This window comes from Mangrovibacillus sp. Mu-81 (assembly GCF_036867415.1).
GTDB lineage: Bacteria > Bacillota > Bacilli > Bacillales > Bacillaceae_B > Rossellomorea.
Window position 1 is genome coordinate 363,302 of record NZ_JBAJHU010000002.1, and the last position, 19,713, is coordinate 383,014.

General features: G+C 44.6%; 14 protein-coding genes. 4 read left to right on the plus strand and 10 right to left on the minus strand.

Annotation, left to right across the window (positions count from 1 at the left end):
* Positions 1-57: 57 nt before the first annotated feature.
* Positions 58-1,311, minus strand: coding sequence for a sugar ABC transporter substrate-binding protein (locus tag V6B33_RS05445; protein WP_334216734.1), 1,254 nt, complete (start codon positions 1,309-1,311; stop codon positions 58-60).
* A gap of 339 nt (positions 1,312-1,650) precedes the next feature.
* On the opposite strand from V6B33_RS05445, the gene V6B33_RS05450 reads away from it, so the two are divergent.
* Both V6B33_RS05450 and V6B33_RS05455 read left to right on the plus strand, forming a co-directional pair.
* Positions 1,651-2,292, plus strand: coding sequence for a YesL family protein (locus V6B33_RS05450; RefSeq protein WP_334216735.1), 642 nt, complete (start codon positions 1,651-1,653; stop codon positions 2,290-2,292).
* Positions 2,293-2,625: 333 nt separating this feature from the next.
* Positions 2,626-4,851, plus strand: coding sequence for an FIMAH domain-containing protein (locus V6B33_RS05455; RefSeq protein ID WP_334216736.1), 2,226 nt, complete (start codon positions 2,626-2,628; stop codon positions 4,849-4,851).
* A 159-nt stretch (positions 4,852-5,010) separates the two neighbouring features.
* On the opposite strand, the gene V6B33_RS05460 is transcribed toward V6B33_RS05455, so the two are convergent.
* From V6B33_RS05460 to V6B33_RS05490, 7 genes are all read right to left on the minus strand, one after another.
* Positions 5,011-6,597 (minus strand): FAD-dependent oxidoreductase, encoded by a 1,587-nt coding sequence (locus V6B33_RS05460; protein WP_334216737.1) that lies wholly within the window; start codon positions 6,595-6,597, stop codon positions 5,011-5,013.
* Positions 6,569-8,224 (minus strand): alpha-glucuronidase family glycosyl hydrolase, encoded by a 1,656-nt coding sequence (locus V6B33_RS05465; RefSeq protein WP_334216738.1) that lies wholly within the window; start codon positions 8,222-8,224, stop codon positions 6,569-6,571. Before V6B33_RS05465 ends, V6B33_RS05460 begins: the two co-directional genes overlap by 29 nt.
* Positions 8,225-8,393: 169 nt before the next feature.
* The gene (locus V6B33_RS05470) at positions 8,394-9,269 is read right to left on the minus strand and encodes an ROK family protein (RefSeq protein ID WP_334216739.1); all 876 of its coding nucleotides are present in this window, start codon (positions 9,267-9,269) and stop codon (positions 8,394-8,396) included.
* 447 nt (positions 9,270-9,716) lie between these two features.
* Positions 9,717-10,295 carry a signal peptidase I SipW gene (sipW, locus tag V6B33_RS05475; RefSeq protein ID WP_334216740.1) on the minus strand — a complete coding sequence of 193 codons (579 nt, stop codon included), beginning with the start codon at positions 10,293-10,295 and terminating at the stop codon, positions 9,717-9,719.
* 23 nt (positions 10,296-10,318) lie between these two features.
* On the minus strand, positions 10,319-11,254 hold the full coding sequence (gene tapA, locus V6B33_RS05480) for an amyloid fiber anchoring/assembly protein TapA (RefSeq protein WP_334216741.1): 936 nt from the start codon (positions 11,252-11,254) through the stop codon (positions 10,319-10,321).
* A gap of 78 nt (positions 11,255-11,332) precedes the next feature.
* A complete protein-coding gene (locus V6B33_RS05485) occupies positions 11,333-11,932 on the minus strand; it encodes a TasA family protein (protein WP_334216742.1) in 600 nt (199 codons plus the stop codon).
* Between the two features lie 573 nt (positions 11,933-12,505).
* Positions 12,506-12,817 carry a hypothetical protein gene (locus V6B33_RS05490; protein ID WP_334216743.1) on the minus strand — a complete coding sequence of 104 codons (312 nt, stop codon included), beginning with the start codon at positions 12,815-12,817 and terminating at the stop codon, positions 12,506-12,508.
* Between the two features lie 259 nt (positions 12,818-13,076).
* Here V6B33_RS05490 and V6B33_RS05495 point away from each other — a divergent pair, with 259 nt between their 5' ends.
* Entirely contained in the window at positions 13,077-14,150 is a 1,074-nt protein-coding gene (locus V6B33_RS05495; protein WP_334216744.1) for a LysM peptidoglycan-binding domain-containing protein, read from the plus strand.
* Positions 14,151-14,364: 214 nt separating this feature from the next.
* On the opposite strand, the gene V6B33_RS05500 is transcribed toward V6B33_RS05495, so the two are convergent.
* Positions 14,365-16,305, minus strand: coding sequence for a PTS fructose transporter subunit IIABC (locus V6B33_RS05500; RefSeq protein ID WP_334216745.1), 1,941 nt, complete (start codon positions 16,303-16,305; stop codon positions 14,365-14,367).
* Positions 16,306-16,438: 133 nt separating this feature from the next.
* Positions 16,439-18,376, minus strand: coding sequence for a BglG family transcription antiterminator (locus tag V6B33_RS05505; protein ID WP_334216746.1), 1,938 nt, complete (start codon positions 18,374-18,376; stop codon positions 16,439-16,441).
* 196 nt (positions 18,377-18,572) lie between these two features.
* On the opposite strand from V6B33_RS05505, the gene V6B33_RS05510 reads away from it, so the two are divergent.
* Positions 18,573-19,562, plus strand: a complete 990-nt coding sequence (locus V6B33_RS05510; RefSeq protein WP_334216747.1) for a LacI family DNA-binding transcriptional regulator — start codon at positions 18,573-18,575, stop codon at positions 19,560-19,562.
* The last annotated feature ends 151 nt before the right edge of the window (positions 19,563-19,713 follow it).

Below are 19,713 nucleotides of genomic sequence, written 5' to 3' on the forward strand. Positions count from 1 at the left end.
AGTTAGGAAACAGAGAGTACCAATCTCGATTGAGATCAGTACTCCCTGTCTAAAACTCTATTGCTTTGCAAGTTCCGCTTTTATTGCTTCTGCAGCTGCATCCGCTGCTTCCTCAGGCGTTTTCTCCCCTGCCATCATCGTTTGCACCTCAGCCTGGATGCCCGGCATGATGGAACGGCCGATCGGGTGGATGACCCCTGGCTGTGCATATTGCGTATACTCAGAAAGCTGACTTAAATATTCCTGATCATCAAAGATATCCTTCGCTGATTCACGGGCCGGAATGTACTGAGTCAGTGTATTGAATTTACGCTGGTTTTCAGCATTCGTGACCACTTTGATAAACTCGGCTGCTGCATCCGGGTTGTCAGTATTGGAAGGAACCACGAACATTCCCGTTGTGCCATATGTGGCCTGTTCTTTATGTTTCAGCGGCGGAGCAATGACGAAATCGAGTCCGCTCTTTTGCAGATTTGTCAATGATATCCCTGACCCTTGTACAGCCAGCATTTTACCGCCGTTCCATAAGGCATCATGTTCCATTGCTGTTACGGAATCCTCTGGAATCCAGCCTTTTTCATACATATTGTTAATGAATTTGAAAGCTTCCACTCCCGCTTCATTATTGATCTTCACTTCATCATCCTGGGTAATGACTTCCCCTCCGGCTTGCCATAAGAATGGATACAATGTTCCGTTCATGGAACCCCCGCCCTGATAGCTGAGTGCGTAGAATCCTTTGTCTTTCGCTTTTTCAGCCCATGCAGAGAACTCATCCCATGTTGCAGGGAGATTCTCGGGGTCTTCCCCGATTGATTTGATTACTTCTTTATTGTAGAAGAGCGTGTAGGCTTCCTGTAGGATTGGAAGTCCGTACGTTTTATCCTTCCATTTGGTCGACAGCAATGCTGTATCGACAAAGTCATCCATATCGTTATCTTTCAAATATGGGTCGAGTTCAAGGAGCATTCCTTCATTCGCGTATTGAGGCATTTGATCCGGAATCGCATAAAACACGTCAGGACCGTTGTTGGCAGCTAAAGCGGTCAATACTTTTTGGTCACGGTTTGCCCAAGGAATGGTTTCAATTTTCACTTCTACATCAAATTCTTCCTGGTAGGATGCAACGATTTCATCCCACATCTTTTTCTCGGCATCCGCATCACTCGTATAAGGATGGACCCAGACCGTGATCTCACCGGAAACCTCGCCGTCCCCTGCCTTTCCTCCTGTCTTTTCATCCTTTGAGCTGCATGCCGCCATCAGGAAGAGACCCATGACCAACACCAAGAGAAACGTCAATTTTTTCATGAATGATCCCCTTTTCTTATTTGTTTTTTTAAAACTGAAAATACTGCCGAGATTCTTCATCCACCCCCTTGAATTCTGTAACAGCTTAGGTAAATGCTGTCATTGTTCAGGTTTCCTTTTTTGTAGAATGAACGTTGATGTTCCAATGATGTGCTGGAATTGTAAAAATATTCATAACCTTTCCTCAAGTCTAATTTGTTTTTTATAAAGAGACAAGTCTCTTAATTGTCTTTAATGCAAACCAGAAAAATATACGTGAAAGAATTTTGAATAATAAGAAAACCATTGCAATGCATTTAAATCGTAACGTATAGTAAAGTCACAGAAGGAGTGAGAATTTTGGGAGGATGGGACAGGTTCAATTCAATCGTATACGGTATGCTGAAGCTTGCATATCTCAATCTGCTGTGGATTTTATTCACCTTGACCGGCCTGGTGATATTCGGCCTTTTCCCCGCCACGATCGCGATGTTCACCATCGTTCGAAAGTGGCTGCAGCGGGCGGATGAGGTCCCTGTATTCCGTACATTTTGGCATACATATAAGAAAGAGTTCATAAGATCGAACGGCTATTCTCTTCTTTTCATTGGAATTGGATATATTCTCTACTATGACTTTACATTTATCAGCCTGAACAGCGGCAGACTTACTTTCCTTGTTCCGGTGCTTGTGCTGATTTTGATCGGCTGCATCATCACTCTGCTTTTTTTCTTCCCTGTATACGTTCATTTTGAACTGCCTTTCTTCAAGACATTAAAACAGACACTGCTGATCGCGTTGACTTCGCCGTTTGAGGCCATTCAAATTCTTGCCGCCGCCTGCCTTTTATACGGAGCCATCTCTCTCCTGCCCGGCATCATCCCCCTCTTTACAGGAAGTGTCCTATCGATCGCAGTGATGTGGATCAGCCTGAGGGCATTTGAAAAAGTGGAGAAGAGAAAAATGAGCAATGTGAATTCGAAACAGCAGCATAGAGGATAATCAAAATATGCAGAACCGCCTGGCTGGCGGTTTTTTCTATTTAATAAACACCCAAAACTTCGCAAGGACTAAATACCCGAACAACCCCTTCGCACGCAGGTATTACGACCCATCTAACATTACGACCATTAAAAGACTTGTCTCCCAGGTTCTAAATCAATAAAAATAGGAATAACAGCAGACGATGCTTTCATACAGGCAGGGTACCATCCTCAATATGGAAAGCGCTTACTCAGATGATACACAGGAATTTATATGCAGTCAGAAAGGCGGTGTAAGTAAGTTTTTTTACGATGAAGTGTTCGCAATCGAATATCCAGAGGAGATGGGAGAATGAAGAAGAAAGTGAAAGTGCTTTGTTTTGTTTCATTGGCTTTTATCATGATGATCGGCTCCATGTTCGCACCGGCTGGCCCGGCTGCTGCTCAAACGGACAGCAGTTTTGGTGAGCCTGTCAATCTCGGTCATCATATCGAGAGTGTCGCTGTGTATGATTCCGCATACGGCAAGGAAAATGGTCATGACGTCATGTATACTACGGCTTCAGGGCATCCGGCCATTTTTCAGGTAGTCGACCTTGAAACCAAGGAAGTACTAAGGACTTATCCTCTTGAGGGTACGGGATCAGTCTGGACCCATATCAAGGTGCCGAATGGAAATGTCTATATCGGCGGAAACGGGTATTTATATGAGTATTCACCAGAAACACAGGAAGTAAAGAATGTCGGCAGTATAGGAGAAACAGTCGTATACGGGCTTTCCTATGATGAAGAAGGCCGCATCTACTTCGGATCTTATCCTAATGCGAAAGCAGGGATGTACGATCCAAGTACCGGTGAAATGAGAGATTACGGCACGGTGGCTCCCGGGCAGAGCTACACCCGTTCCACTGCCTATCACAATGGATATTTATACCTTGGCGTCGGTGTTGATAACCGTATGGTCAAGCTTGATGTGGAGACCGGCGAGTATGAGACAATCGCACTGCCGGATCATGTCATCCAGGGAACCAGCGTCTGGCAGATGGATGCGTTCGGTGACTATATTGTGGCAGGTGTCGGCGGCGGGGATAACTCGCTTCTGTTTTACAACACGAAAACGAACGAGTGGGAAGATACTTACTATGAAAACAATAGAGGTCTCAGGCTCATCCAGGGGCTTCCGGGAAGTAATAAAGCCTATTTCCAGCAAGGCGGACGGATCATGGAAATTGATTACGAAACACTCCAGGCTGTAGACACAGGGGTCCGGTTCGGGACATTCATCCGGAATACAACATGGGTGGAGCTTGAGGACGATCCCGATTTTCCAGGTTATTCACTGGTGACCGTCCAATTCGCCGGGCAAGTCACGTTCATGAACCTCGAAACAAAGAAAGTAAAAACGATTCAGTATCCGGTGGCAGGGAATCCGATACCGATTCAGACAATGGAAAAAGGACCGGACGGCCATATGTATATGAGCGGCTATCCGGGTGGAAAAGGGGCGGTCTATCGCACGGGTGACGATACTTCCGAAATGTTCACACTCGGACAGGCTGAGGGCATGGCTGCGATCGGCGACAACATGTATTTCGGTGTCTATTCAGGGGCAACCGTCTTTGAGATGGACACAACCAAGGATACGTTCGCACCGAAACAAATCTTTGATATCCCCCATCAGGACAGACCGTTTGAGATGGAACCGGTAAATGAGAAGCTCTATATCGGCACCATCCCTGATTACGGTAAACTTGGCGGATCACTGACAATCGTCGATCCATCAGCTCCTCAAAGCTCGCAAGTATTTGAAAACGTCATTCATAACCAGGCAATTGTCGGTCTTGCTGAAAACGGAGAAAAGCTGTACGGCTCCACCACGGTTGCAGGCGGACTCGGAATTGATCCGACGGAAGAAGCAGCGAAAATCTTCGTTTGGGATCTGGAGAAGAATGAAGTCATCACTGAATTTGTTCCGGACATCCCAGGATTGGACTACAGCCCCCGCATGATCAGCGGCATGAGTGTCGGTCCCGACGGACTTTTATGGTCGGCAGCCGACGGGACCATTTTTGCCATGGACCCTGAAACGTTAGAAGTGGTGAAAAGCAAGACCATTTATGAAGACGTGACCAATTATGGAAGATGGCGCCCTATCCACATCCGCTGGGATGATAACGGAGTGATGTATACAACGCTCGCGGGTAAATTGACGGCAATCGACCCTGATTCGCTTGATTCTGAAACCCTCGCTGAAACAGAACTCATGACAGTGGGTGAGGACGGGAACATCTACTATACCGTCAGCAGCGATTTGATGCGTATCGATGTGTTGGAAAATACGCTCGAATCCGCCAGAGACCTGATCATCCAGGAAGGGCAGGATGGAAACATCAAACACTCAGTGGAAAAACAACTGGTCAACTCGCTTAAACAGGCAATCCACCATCGTGACAAAGGAGATGTCGATCAAGCCGCTAAACATCTTCAAAAAGCGTTGGATCAGCTGAGAAAAGCCAAGGATGCTGATGTTGAGAACGATTTAACGATAAAGCTCGCTCTCGGGACCGTTGAGCTGTGATTTAGTAGAAAGAACCCGGATTGGTGCACTGGCACCGATCCGGGTTCTTCTGATTTATACATTTCCTTGCGTTTACCGTTTTAGGTATTTCGATTTACGGACGATAAGATTTAACTATATTCATCCCACCGATTTACCGGCATTTCGTTGTCAATTTCCTCACCCCGTGCCGAACGTCCTTTTCATCCGCTCCAACGGATCATCCTCTCTACCTTCATCCCATTCCAAAGCCTGGCCAGCATTCAGAAGGACTTTTTTCAATAGAGCATCATCCACTTCCTGTACCGCTGTGCACTCGTGGAAAGCGAGAGCCGCTGCCGCACCTGCCGATTGACCGAGGATCATAAACACCGGTTCCATCCTGATGGAGCCATACGCGATATGAGAACTCGATAAACAAACTGGCACCAGCAAGTTCAGGCATTCATCTGCCCTTGGTGTGATCGAGCGGTAAGAAATCGGATAAGGGGAGATGGGAATCTCGACATCCCCTTCATTCACACACACACCGTCGATGGCGACCCGTCTGCAGTGATGGGAATCCATCTGATAGGATGCCAAACCGATTGAATCTTCCACGGTGGTTTGCCCGAGGCAATTCCGGTCCGTCATCACATAGTCGGACACCATCCTCCTGCTCTCCCGGATGTATAATTGATGAGGCCAATGACCTGTCTCGGGGAACTCATCTTGCGGCAGCCCCCACTCAGACACCTCTTCCCGGATGGACGACGGAACACGTTCGTCACAGCTCAGAAAATAAAGCATGCCGAGGTTGTAGTTGAAATGCTCTTGAAAAATCGCTTCCCTTGTTTCGTAATTGCCATCCGGCCAAGCATAATTCTTTCCTATATAATCAGTCGACACCGCGCCATGATTGTTGAGATCGGATTTGCCATTCGGCAGCATGATATGGAGTTTCATGGCGTCCCAGACACCGGCTTTAATATATCGGAGCAGCAGCTCATAGGTTTCCGGTTCATACTTCGGTGGTTTGGGAATTGGGATAGAATTTCCAGGATCGTTCGCTAAACAGATGCGGAAATTATAAGCCTGGATCCTGCCGTCCCCCTTTCCTTCTTTAACCGTGCCCGCTTCCAGCTCCGTCACCCCTTCGAGCAGTCCGCTTCCCTTGACTCCTTCTATCACATACGGATCCACAGGTATTTCGAATTTATGATGGGGTTCACCAAACCGGACCCCGTTATACGTTTCATTGTATGTAGAAATGGATTCACGTCCTACCGCATAGGAAACACCTGCCTTCGCCATGATATCTCCTTCATAACCGGCATCGACGAAATAGCACCCTTCAAACACACTTCCATTTTCCATGATGATCCTCTTTATTTTATTATGGACTATCACGACGTCTTCCGGGTGCTGATTGAAATAAACTGGAATCTCATATTCAGACAGCCAGGTCTCGAAAACGGCAGACGCTGCTTTCGGCTCGAATGTCCACTGTTCTTCTTTTCCATAGTACGCTCCGATTCTCCGGTAAAACTCTCTGGATAATCCGCCTATCGCCTCTTTTGCCCCGAAATCGGTCGCACCGAGCCCGCTGGCAGTGATGCCTCCGATGTGACGGCCAAATTCGGCAACCGCAACTGATAGCCCCATCTTCTTTGCCTGAATGGCACATGTGATGCCTGCAGGAGTCGCCCCGTAGACAATCAAGTCCATTTTTACCATTACAGCCTTATCTTTCGAAGGTTCATAATACCGAAGCTGACTGAAGTCCATCCACATTTCCTCCTTGCCACTCTCGTTTACATCTAACAGCTGTTTTCTTTACATAATAGAAGTAAATCTGCAGCATTTCTTCCATTGTAAAGGAATCAAAGTTATCTTTATTTTGAATGTCCAGTAATTCTTCACTGACAGCAGGCGTATGCTCATTTAGAAAATCGATCAATTCATCCAGGCAGGTGACAATTTCCTGACTGGATCGCGCCTTCACTTTTTCAGTATCTACAAGACGTGCCGGGAACAGCGGGACATTCCATGCCGTATGTTTTGCCAGGATGTTCTCCAATTCCAAAATGATCGACAGATATGTCTCTTTTTTCTCTCCAAGCGGGGAAAAATACGCGTCGACCAGACTGTCAAAGTCCTTTCCCCAACACAAGCCTGCATATAAGAAGTTATTCAGCCCATGGATCCATTTCCACGGATAATCAGCGTTGATTCCCTGTGAAAGCGGCTTGATATGACAAGGTACAATCAGATTCAGGACCCCGTCTGCCTGCAGCTTCTTGTAGTCCGCCATATCCTGCTTCATCCTGTTTAAGAGCGGCGGAAATAACTCACTCAGCATGAAATGATCACTGTAATATTCCAGCACGGTGAAGGACCTGTTTTTTATTTTCGTTTCAGTCCTCCAGTCCATCAAACTGGCGGCAGCACGTTTCTGTTCTTCGCTTGCCTCATGAATGGACGCTGAATAATCCCTTCCCCAATAAGCGTAAAGCACATCCGCTTCTTGGGAGACATTTGTCCCTGCAGCGCGTTCAAGCATCTTCCACTCAAGACCGGCATTATAGACAATATGCTCCACTTCGACGTTCAACTCTTTCAATGATGCACGTAACTTTTCCGAAAAAGTAATATACGCAGGCATGAAATCATCGTACTCGTCTTGATCAATTCCGATGTCCTCCGGCCACAACGACACCCTGTTAACAACTGGCGACCCGATGCAGATCTCATGGATTCGACTGATGACGTGATCCTGCATGCCGGAGTCCCTCAATAAGTGATTCGGCTGCATCCCCATTTCTTTCGTTAGAAAAGCCAGGCTGTGTCCGCCAAGCGTAACCTTCATATTCCGCTTGACGAGCTCTGGTTCCACATAACTCTTCACTTTATCCCATAGAAAGAAGGTGAAAAAGAATTCATTCAATCCGTTTTTCACGCCCCAGTCAATCAGACGGTTTATGTAAAGGGGATCGTCTATGGTCTCGATGATGTTGCCCCGCCGGGAAAACAAGGGGGTCTGCACACTTGTCGCATTTTCCGTATAAGTACCACACCTGCCTTCATTAAGATGAACCCAGCTGTACCCCAGTTTCTTCTCGCAAAAAGAATACACGCCATATAATAATGAACGTTCTTCCTTCCCGACGATCCAGACGTCATCCCCCTCATCGATCAACGCAAACCCATCTTTACTCAAGGTTAAAGGGGATTTACATAATGGAGATGAATGATACTCCTTTTCAAGCATGATAAAGATGGAACCCTGCAAATCCCTGTGACGGCCCCTTCGATTCATACCCAATTCGATTCCCGCCTGCCTGAACAGCCTCCGCAGCTCCTCCACAGCAAAACAAGTGGTGGCATGGCTGTTAAAGTACGCAATTGACTTCACGGCAACTCACTCCCTATATCAGAATCACTCCATGTTCTACTACTAAACATACCGGTAACCAGCCGTCCATAAAATGTCTTTAATGGCGGCGGGACGGGTTGACTGGGGGGGACGCGGGGACAGGTCCGCTGTCCCAGTTAAATGCAAAACGGGACAAGGTACCTGTCCCCTAGTCCCGCTCCTGCGTAAAGTGATAGACGGCTCCGATCATTCCGGAGTGGTTCTGGTGTTTGGCAAGCACGATTTCTGTCCGATTATAGAAGCTTTCAACCGCATATTTCTTTACTTCTTCTTTTATATCTTTCAGGAATATATCCCCTCTCAGTGCAATTCCACCGCCAATCACGACTTTTTCGGGATCGAATACATAGAGCAGATTGGAAATGCCGATTGCCAGATGCTTATAGAAAGTGGAAACGGCTTTTCCAATCTCCTGGTCGCCCTGATCATATAGATCGAATATCGTTTTTCCTGTCCACTCCCCACCGCCCTTATACTCTTTTGCCATTCTGATCAAACCGGGAAACGACGCCACTTTTTCAAACTGCTCCCCCTCAATTCTCATATATCCCCACTCTCCGGCACTGAATGAATGGCCGGAGTAGAGCTGATTATTGATGATGATGCCTCCGCCAACACCTGTACCTACCGTCAGCATGAGGAAATTCTCAGCTCCATGATCCCCGAGCCACTGTTCGCATAGTGCCGCACATTCTGCATCGTTTCTGACTTTGACGGGGAGGTTTAGTTCTTTTGAAATCAGCTGTTTAAGTTCCATTCCTTTATACCCCGGGATATTGTTGCTCTCTCCCAGCACGATCCCTTTTTCAGCATCCACCCTGCCGGCGGTGCTGACGGCCACACCATCCGCTTCATAACTCTTCAGCATTTCCCTGCTTAAATGAATCAATTTTTTAACAATCGATGGTCCTCCCAGGTGAGCTTCGGTATCATCTAAAAAGCTTGCAGCTACACTTCCATCCTCACGCACAATTCCGTATTTAATATGTGTACCCCCGATGTCAAATGCGATAAATTGTTTCACATTACCTCCCCTTTCAGTAACTATGATGGAACAAGGAGGAGAAGGTACATTGTCCCTCATGAATGGGACAATGTACCTGTCCAAAACCTTACTTCCTATTAGCATGTCTCTCAGCATAACGAACACATTACAAGCACACTCAAATTCATTTTGCTTTGACTTTAAAATAAATTCGCGGGGATTGTGGCGTCTTCCTGCATATTTCTTAACTATCTGGTTCAAAGAACTTCTAAAAGATCTGTTTCAAAGTATTAAAACCTTCCTCTTGCCATACGAATTATTGTCTAGTTAATAGTACTATTCAATCGAAACTTTCATGGCTCCTCTCCCCGTACCAATTAACAAGGAGGCAAACAAGTATGTGTTTTATAAAATCGTACCTCCTCTATTACGCTCCGCACAAAAAATCCTCTACACCAGTCAGTGTAAAGGATTTGGAATATATTGTTATGAAATATTCTTTTCAATCGGGTCTTCTTTTTTGGATGAAAGATCTAAGGTGGAAATCGCTTTCCAGATCGTGAAGCCTGAGTAAAAGATGAGCAGAATTCCTGGAATGATGAACATTAACGCTCCATTTTTCGAATTCATGAAATTCATGAAGTAACCGATGAACGGGATGGTAAACCCTTTATACTCAGCCACTACATTCTCTGATAAAACGGGTTCAAGATCCGGAGCATCATTGTTATCTCCTTTGGTTTTGTACATTACATGTTCTCCGTTCTTGACTACTTCCAATACTCTGTGTGTAATAAGGATGTTTTCTTTCTCTTTAAAGGTGATGACATCCCCTTCTTTGAAGCGGGTTAAGTCTCCTCCAGGCTTCACTGCGATGATCGAACCCGTTTGAATGCCCGGCTCCATCGATCCTGACAACACTGTCTTTATTTGATATCCAAAGAACTCAGGCTCCCCGCCGGCAGCCTTTGAAGAGACGACTACGAATATCATCATAAACAGGACAGCATACAAGATAACGGTAATACTAGTGCTTACAACTTTTCTCACTACTTTTAAGTTCATTGTTTATCTACCTTACCTTTCTGTTATTCTAGCGAATTATTATCACTTGTCGAAGAAGGTTCTTCTGCCGATTCTTCAGGATCTTTTTTCTTGACCGGCTTTACATCCGACTGCGGTTCACTTGCTGCTTTTACTTCGGCTTTTTCTTCAGGCTTTGTTTCTGGTTCGGGCTCTGCCGGGGCGGCCGGCTGTTCAGGTTCCGGCTTTTCTTCTACAGGTGGTGCCGATTCTTCTTTATTTTCCACTTTACTCTGATCTATCTTTGCCTCTTCAGGGTTCGTCACTTCCTGATTTTCTTGTTTATCTTCTTTCTTAGTTGGTTCAGGCTTGGTTTTACCTCCGCCTTTATCTTCTTCGAGTTTATCTTGTTCACAGGTTATCGTGATGGTCTCACTCCATAATTCATGTCTGATATCTTCTTTGTTTCCGTGACCAGGGCGTTGTAAGGCTTTGAATTTGTAGGCACCAGGTTCTGTTGTATGGTAGGTCAATATGTCACTTCCACCTTCTACTATTGGTTGAATATCGCCACTGCTTATTTTTTCACCAAATTTCATAGGATTCTTGCCACTAGATTGATAATAAACCGTGTATTCTGTTGTACCTTGCATTGTACTTCCAGTATTGATTATTCTCGCTGAAATTTCCTTAGGAGAGCAAGCTCTTATTGTCCTGTCTTGTTCATCAGGAAATTTCAAAGAACTTTTGTCCCAAATACTCCAAGTTCCTGCGGTGATGACACCAGTGACTTGGTCCTGATTGTTAAAATAGGCTCCGGTACTCCCATCTATGAACGAGCTGGTTATGGTGGTGGCATACCAGATCGCCATCAGCTGGCATAACAGCTTCCACTTTTTGAATGGGGTTTTATGTTTTTTTGTTCTTGTGTATCTTATGGGGATCACATCCTTTGGATATGTGATGGAATTTAAGTTCCTGCAGAAGACAGATTTAATCATTTCTATCCTCTGCAGAAATTTAAATGTTGATATTAAGAAAGGCAGGTGGGAACCACCCACCTTCCTATAAAACTTTATTTATCTTTCTTCGCCATCAGTTTGCATACCAGTAAATGTCCATTCCAGATTCAGTGAATCTTGTTGGAACTCATTTTGATCAGAGCCATCATCAACAAATTCAAACTGAACATAAAGTAGGTCACTTGAGTTTGTTGCTAAACCTTCGGTTCCCCATCTGTCTCCAAAAATAGTCTCCCATGTATCTTCTACAGCTTCAGGGGACATGTTTGATAAATCAGCTAGAGTAGTAGAATAAACCGGAACATCTAACTTATCGACATTAAACATGAAATTCACTTTAATGTGCTCACCCAAATCATTACCATTATTGTTGTTTCCGTGATCATTTACACTATAAGCAGTATCAAGTACAACATTCTTAATGTCCAATGTACCACCATTGACTAACTCAAAAGAGCGGAGCATCGTATCTCCCGGCTTTAAGTTGTTTACGTCAATAATTGTAGTTGGATCTACTGATAAATCTAATTTACCTGCAGCAAAGGTATTACTTGCTGTAGCTGTATCACTAAAGTAAGCATATGTACCTCCCCCGACTAATGCTAATCCTAGTGCTGCTGATGCTACGCCTAAACCTAATTTTTGCTTAATACCCATTTCTAAATTCCTCCTTGTTTTCCCTTAGTTATTGATTCGTTTAAGAGTCTGTTTTGTTCTTTTTAACGAACCTTACATTTGAAGTATAAGACAAATGTCATGTATTGAAAAACTTCAATTACAGCCATTTATTCGTTAAAAAGAACATTAATCGTTCGTTTTCTCGTTATAGCTCTAGTTATCTTACTATTTAGTAAATTATTAAGAACATTTTCGTTCTTTATAGTTTACAAATTGATGTACTGCTCAGCTCTGCCATTATTCAAAAAAAGCGGTGAATCCTAAGCTTGCCTGCCTGATCCACCGCTTTTGCTATCTAAGCCTACAAGGAATGAACACCGTAAGCTTATACCGCTAAACGTATAGCTAAGCCTATATATTTTTCGTTAATAACGATTCATATTTCACAGATAAGAAGAGAATACTTTTGGCATTCCTGAATAGTATAAACTCATTTCAGGCGTTACATGACATTCAAACTCTTTTATTCCAACGCATCCAGCAAAGGATCACGTAAAGCCCCGGCCATCGTCCTCGAATACAACGTCGACAAATGATGATAATCCCTATAATTCAGAACATTCCCGACAACTGGAGGGCAGGTAAATCTTCCTTTACTGCCAAGGGCGATGACACCGGCTTCTTACCTGAAGCAGGTTTCACATCATTCGAAATGGACATGGCCCCCAGGTACTCCTCCAAACCATATTTTTGCTCATCCTGACCTGCTACATAATAAGCCCATCCTGCATTCACACAGAATAATGGAATTAATAAACTTGCCAGAACAGCCGCCAATTTCTTTTTTGATTTTTTAATACTGATATTCCGGACCGGCGTTTCGAGAATTCTGACAGAAGCCAGGGATAATAAGAACGCACTCACGATGATTAACAGTCCGTCGACAAAAGGTACTGTTTCTAACAGGTTCTTCCCTTTTCTCTTTTGCCCTTTCGCATATTATGCAGAACGATTTATTTAGCATCTGGCAGTCTGGCAGGACACATAACTTGCATCCAACTCCAGTGTCGAAAAATATTGTTTCGAATGCCTTTAAAAAGCTATTCCCATTTATGTCACTGGTCATTATAATTATTTCAGGAACTTATTTCCTATACTCGTATTTTCTTGAAGGAGAATGAACATGGTCACGAAGAAAATATTAACTACTACTGTTTTGGCAACTTCTCTATTATTTTCAAGCACATCAATTATTTACCCTGGTTATTCGGCGGAAGCCGCACAGGCGGTCAATTATCAGCTGGAGTTGGATAAATTCTCTTCTCACTATGCAGGCATCATCCGTACGCTGGAAAGCTATACAAAGAAGATTGATGTTGCAAAGTCAGAAAATGAAATGATGAATTTGTACGAAGCGTATTTAAATTATTTTGATGACGTATTAGAGAAAGAAGCTCCTATCAATCCTTCGAACACTGCCATCGTGGAGTTGGATGAATATATTTATAATAGTTTAATTGAAGTTTATAATTCGGAGATTGATACAATCGACTATTATAATGGAGATCTATCAGGGGAAGATTACAAGAAAGCTCTCAAAACGATGGAAACCAATGTTGCACAGCAAGAGAAGTTTTTCAATCAGACAGCTAAAAGCTACAAATCTAGGCACCGCATTACCTTCAGTAAAGACATGTATTATCTCCTAGGAGAAAATCCTCCAGCTAAAACTGAAAAAACAAGCACTTATAAAGTGAAGAGTGGAGACACCCTCTCTGCAATTGCGAAGAAATACAATACAACGGTAAACAGCCTGAAAAAACTTAATAACTTAAAGAGCCACCGGATCTATGCAGGACAAACGCTGAAGATATCCGGTACTGCTCCTAAGCCAGCAAATAGCGATAGTGAAAATCTGGCAAAAACAACGACTTACAAAGTAAAAAATGGCGATACACTCTCAGCCATCGCAAAGAAATACAAAATGACCGTAAACAGCTTGAGAAAGCTTAACAATCTTAAAACTGATATGATCTATGTTGGACAGGCTTTGAAAGTTTCCAGCTCTGCACCAGTTAATTCAAAAGGTAAGAACGCTGACCCTTCAAAGTCGACGACTTATAAAGTAAAGAAAGGCGACACCCTTTCCTCCATAGCTAAAAAATACAACACCACAGTGAGCAAGCTAAAAAAGGCAAACAAGCTGATCAGTGACCGTATTTATGCAGGGGAAGTTTTAAAGGTTAAGGGTATGTAAAGCTTTGTTAGCAGTTTAAAAGATTCGGCTTTGAATTCTTCTCATCCGAAATCGAAGGCAAGGCTGCAGTCACCTTGAACCATGACATTGGGACGCGGAGACAGGTCCCTTGTCCCATTGATCTATACTTCAAACCATCACATGGTACACTGTACATGTCCCCGGGTCCCACCCATTCAAAAGCCCGTCCCTCATCGAGGGACGGGCTTTCAATTTATTTAATCTCTTCCAATAACCCCAAAGCTTCCTCCCTGCTCTGCACATTCAACAACTTCTCTCGATACTCTTCATCCATCAACTGACGGGACAGCAGCTGAAGAATCTTGAGGTGTTCATTGCCTTCGCTTTCTTTCGGAACGGCAATCATGAAGATCAACTTCGCATCAGAGCCGTCCAGACTGTTCCAATCGACTCCATCCTTCTTGATGCCGAAAACCACGCTTGGTTGTTTCACTGCATCCGATTTACCGTGAGGAATCGCGATGTTCATGCCGATTCCAGTCGTGCTCTCTTCTTCCCGGCTGATGATGGCTTCTTTGAAGGACCCCGAAGATGTGATACTTCCTGATTGCTTTAACAAATAGATCATTTCGTCGATCACATCGTCGCGTGTGGATCCATCTAAATCCACATTAATAAGATTAAGATTCGTGATGTCTGTCAATTGGTTGATTTCGCTGAGTTCCGCCTTTGACTGCGGCATTTCTTCTGGTGCTTTCTCAGACTTTGATTTAACCTCTTCTTCTGTCACAACACTTCCGGCAACTTCTTCGTGAACTTCCTTCTTCAACAGGTTCACGACTACTGCCGTAACAATCGAACCTGCAATGACAGCGATAAAGAACATCACCACATGATCAACTGCGCCAAGAACAGCAACAATCGGTCCTCCATGAGCCACCCTGTCTCCTACATGCCCAAGCATGGCAATGACTGAACCCGTCATCGATCCGACCATAATACTTGGAATGACACGCAGTGGATCTTGGGCTGCAAACGGGATCGCACCTTCTGTGATGCCGAATAACCCCATCGTAAACGAAGCTTTTCCTGTTTCTCTTTCAGCAGATTGGAATTTCTTTTTCCCCATGAATGTCGCAAGTCCCATCCCGATCGGCGGGATACAGATGGCAACGGCGATCGGCCCCATGATTTCATAGTTTCCCTCTGCGATCATCGCTGAGCCGAATAAAAAGGCAACCTTATTGACCGGTCCTCCCATATCGAATGAAATCATTGCTCCGAGGATCAATGCCAGTAAAATAGAGCTTGTCCCCTGCATACCTGCAAGCCAATCCGTCAGCACCGTGAAAATCCCGGCTACAGGAGCACCGATCAGGAAAACAAATGCCAGTCCGACAATCAGGGATGACAGAACCGGTATGATGATGATCGGCATGATGGGCTGGATCGCTTTAGGAACTTTGATTTTCTTAATATAAAGGGCAACATAACCTGCCAGGAAACCGGCGATGATTCCGCCAATGAAACCTGCGCCAGCTTCACTTCCATAGAAGCTTCCATTCGCTGCGATGTAACCACCGACCACACCGGGAGCCAGACCAGGTCTGTCGGCGATGCTGTACGCTATGAATCCGGCAAGGATCGGTACCATGAAGGTAAACGAAGCTCCTCCGATTGCTTCGATGCTTTTCCAGAATGAATCATCAGGTATGGACAATCCGCCCGGCGTTTTCACACCGCCCATAGTCAATGCAACGGCAATCAATAATCCGCCGATCACGATGAACGGAATCATATACGATACACCGTTCATTAAATGACGGTAAATCGGATTTTCCTTCCTGTCATTCGCCTTCTTCTCTTCACCAGAGGCTGCATGATGGACCGGCACATCTCCGCTCATGACTTTTTTGATGAGCTGTTCAGGCTTGCGGATGCCGTCCTGCACGCCTGCCGCTAATACTTTCTTACCATGGAAACGATCTTTGTTGACCGTTTTATCGGCAGCAATGATGATGCCGTCTGCTTCTTCGATATCCTTCATTGAAAATTCGTTTTCGACTCCTATCGAGCCCTGTGTTTCTACTTTTAGTTGGATGCCCAGCTCTTTCGCTGCCTTTTCCAAATTCTCAGCAGCCATATAGGTGTGGGCGATTCCATTAGGACATGATGTGATGGCTAGTAGTTTCATCTCTAACTCTCCAATCTATTTCGTAATCGCTTACATTTACTGTACACCTTTGCTGCAGCACATAAAGTCCTTTCTTTTACCGGAGCTTCCGGTAAAAAGGCAAAATTAAAAAGCAAGGCACCTTCACCTTGCTTCAATTCCCTTGTAAAGAAGTTAAAAATTGCATACGTTCCGTTTCCCTTAGAAGAGATTGGATCCGATCGGGGTCTTCACTTAACATGGAAATTTCCCTGAACAACTGTTTCACATTTTCTTGTTTATCATCTTTGACAGCCAGCATAAAGACGAGAGAAACTTTCTCTTCACCCCATTCCACAGGCTCTTTTAGGGTCGCAGCAGCCATCACGGACTGCCTGATGAACCTTGGGTTTCCATGAGGTATCGCAATTCCCGCACCGACCGTTGTCGCAGCCATCCGTTCGCGGATCATCGAGCTTTCCATGTACTCTTTTTCGACATAGCCTTTTTTGTGCAGCTCGACTGACAGCTTCTTGATGATATCATATTTATTTGTTTCATCGAGATGAAGAAACACCAGAAAAGGATTCGTATACCTTAATAGAACCGATTTTCCGCTTCGCACTTCAGGGCTGTTAATCTGCTTGACCCATTGTTCAAGCCGATCTTCATCACCTTTTTCCAACAAGGGAGACACCACAATATGCGGTTTCTTCACACCTTCGAGAGGAACGGTGCTGATGATGAAGTCTATCTCATGCTCCCCGATAAATGCCGGTAATTCCGAATGGGCGATGCAGTCTATCACTTGCAGGGTGTGAAATTTACGTTCAATCTTTGTTCTCAGCAATTGAGACATCCCGATCCCCATGTGGCACACAACGACTGCCTTCTTCACCGCCCAATGCTGATTCTTGAGCCGCTCCAGGGATGCCTGGAAATGAAGCGTTAAATAGGCAGCCTCCTCTTCAGGAATCACGACTGGAGAAGTTTGATTGATTTCTTCCAATGCAAACAAGATCTGATCAAACATATAAGGATACATGTTCTTTATTTCCTGAAGCATTACGTTCGATACCGGGAGGCCGTGCTTCAAACGGTTGAGCGTCGAATACAGATGAACGCGCAGTCCGTTCAGTAATTCAGTATCTTCCTTAAACTTAACCCCGTTCGACTCGGAAAGATTTCTCACCAGTTCACTTGTCATCATCGACAGAAGTTCATCTGTACCTCCCAGATCATCACGATCCCTGTGCAAAAGTTTCCCTCCAATGACGTGCAGCGTCAAATACGCCCGTTCTTCATCGGGAAAACGAATCGAAAAGAACCGCTCCAGCTTATCAAGCAATTCCCCTGTCCAATTAAATTCTTTTTGCTTTTTCATAAATGAAATATCAGCGTCCGACAGCGAAATGAACTGGTGAAGCTTTGTTCTCTTCACCATCATGAGGGTGTGAATCACGATTCTGTCAAAGGAATCATCGGTAAAAGCCATGGTATGGTTCCTTTGCATTTCTCTCAGCTCAAATATGACCCTATTCACCTCATGAAAAGGAAATTGTTTCTTTAAAAACATACTGGTGTCTTCAGGTCTCCGGACCAGCTCAGATAAGCGTGACAGTGCCAGCCGCTTATTCTTTTCCGTTCCTTCTAAAATCAAACCGACTTTCTGTTTAGACTCCAATGTTAAATTGAAACGGCTTAACCATGTTTCAATTTGGTCTGTATCTTTTTTAATAACAGATTTACTGGCATAATGACTGTCCATCAAATCCTGAACAGTAACAGACTTCGTACTCATCAGAAGATGATAAGCAATCCGAATCAGCCTCTCCTCATCTTCAAGCGTGCTTCCCTTTGAACCACTAATGGTTTGGAGTTCTTTATACATCGCCGCTTTATCATTTTCATCAATCTCAATACAAATACCCAGACCTGGTTTCCGTATCAAAACGGCTGATGGGTATCCCTCCAGATATGACTCTATCACCTTTAAATCATTTCGCACCGTTTTTTCAGAGCACTCCAATTTATCAGTCAAATCCATAACAAGCATGAACCGATTGGACTGACTTAACAGAATGCGAATAATTTCCTGTTGTCTCTCATTCATTGTTACACCTTCTTTATTATGAGGCAGGCATTAAGATTTCTACCTTATGATACTTTTCTCATATAGAAAAGTAAAATAGGTCGGTGAAAGTTCAATGGAGCAGAACATTTAAAACGGGACAACGGACCCGACCCCTTGTCCCCGCCACACCCATTGGGTAAAATAAACACATCAGTAACAACAAGGAGGACATGGCTTGATTACAATCAAAGAAGTGGCCAAGAGGGCGAACGTTTCAAGCGCGACGGTTTCACGGATGCTGAATGATTCCGGGTATGTAAGTGAAGAAGCCAGGGACAGGATCCTTAAAGTAATAGAAGAAACAGGGTATGTTCCGAGTGAGAATGCGAAATCGCTGCGGACGAAGAAGACGAAGGTGATCGGCGTCATCCTTCCGAAGCTCGGGTCCGAGACGACGAGCCGGATGGTGAATGGGCTGGACCGGGTGCTTGCTGCGGAGGGTTATCAGCTTTTGCTGGCGAATACGAATTTAAATGCCGGCAAGGAAATCGAGTTCCTTAAGCTCCTGAAAAGCAGGGATGTGGAAGGGATCGTCCTTTCGGCGACGAATACGAATGACCTTTTACTAGCGGAAATCCAGAAACTGAATATCCCGTTCGTGGTCGTTGGCCAGGATATGCCGGATACACCATCCGTTGTCTTCAAGGAAACGAGCGCAGCCCAGGAGATGATAGATTATTTGATTGAAAAAGGACATGTGAAGGTAGCTTTCATCGGGGTCAGTGAATCGGACCGGGCCGTTGGGATGCTTCGGAAAAAAGGGTATCTTGCTGCAATGAAGGAACATGACCTGCCAATAGAGGATCACTGGATTCAAACCGCCGTTTTCGATGTGGAATCAGGCTATCACGCCATGAAGAATATCATGGAAAAATCAGATCAGCGACCCACTGCGGTGTTTGCCGTTACAGACCGCCTGGCCATCGGGGCCATGAACTACATCAAGGAAGCAGGATTACGGATCCCCGAAGACATGGCATTGGCAGGAGTCGGTGCGTCCGAACTTTCCCAATATGTAACACCATCCCTGACCACCATCGACTTTCAATACAACAACGCCGGACAGGAAGCGGCAAACCTGATCCTATCCCTGATCAATCAGAAAAACATACCAAAAGGCAAAATCGTTTTAGACTATGGACTAGTGAAAAAAGATAGTGTATAATTTTGTGTAATCGATTTCATAACAGTATGACGCATGTGTTATCGATTACACAGCAACAAGGAATGTTCTAGTAAAATCTTAAATTAGTATAGGCATCTACCTGCTTATACTTTTATTTTCAATCGGTATGTAATCGATTACACATATATGC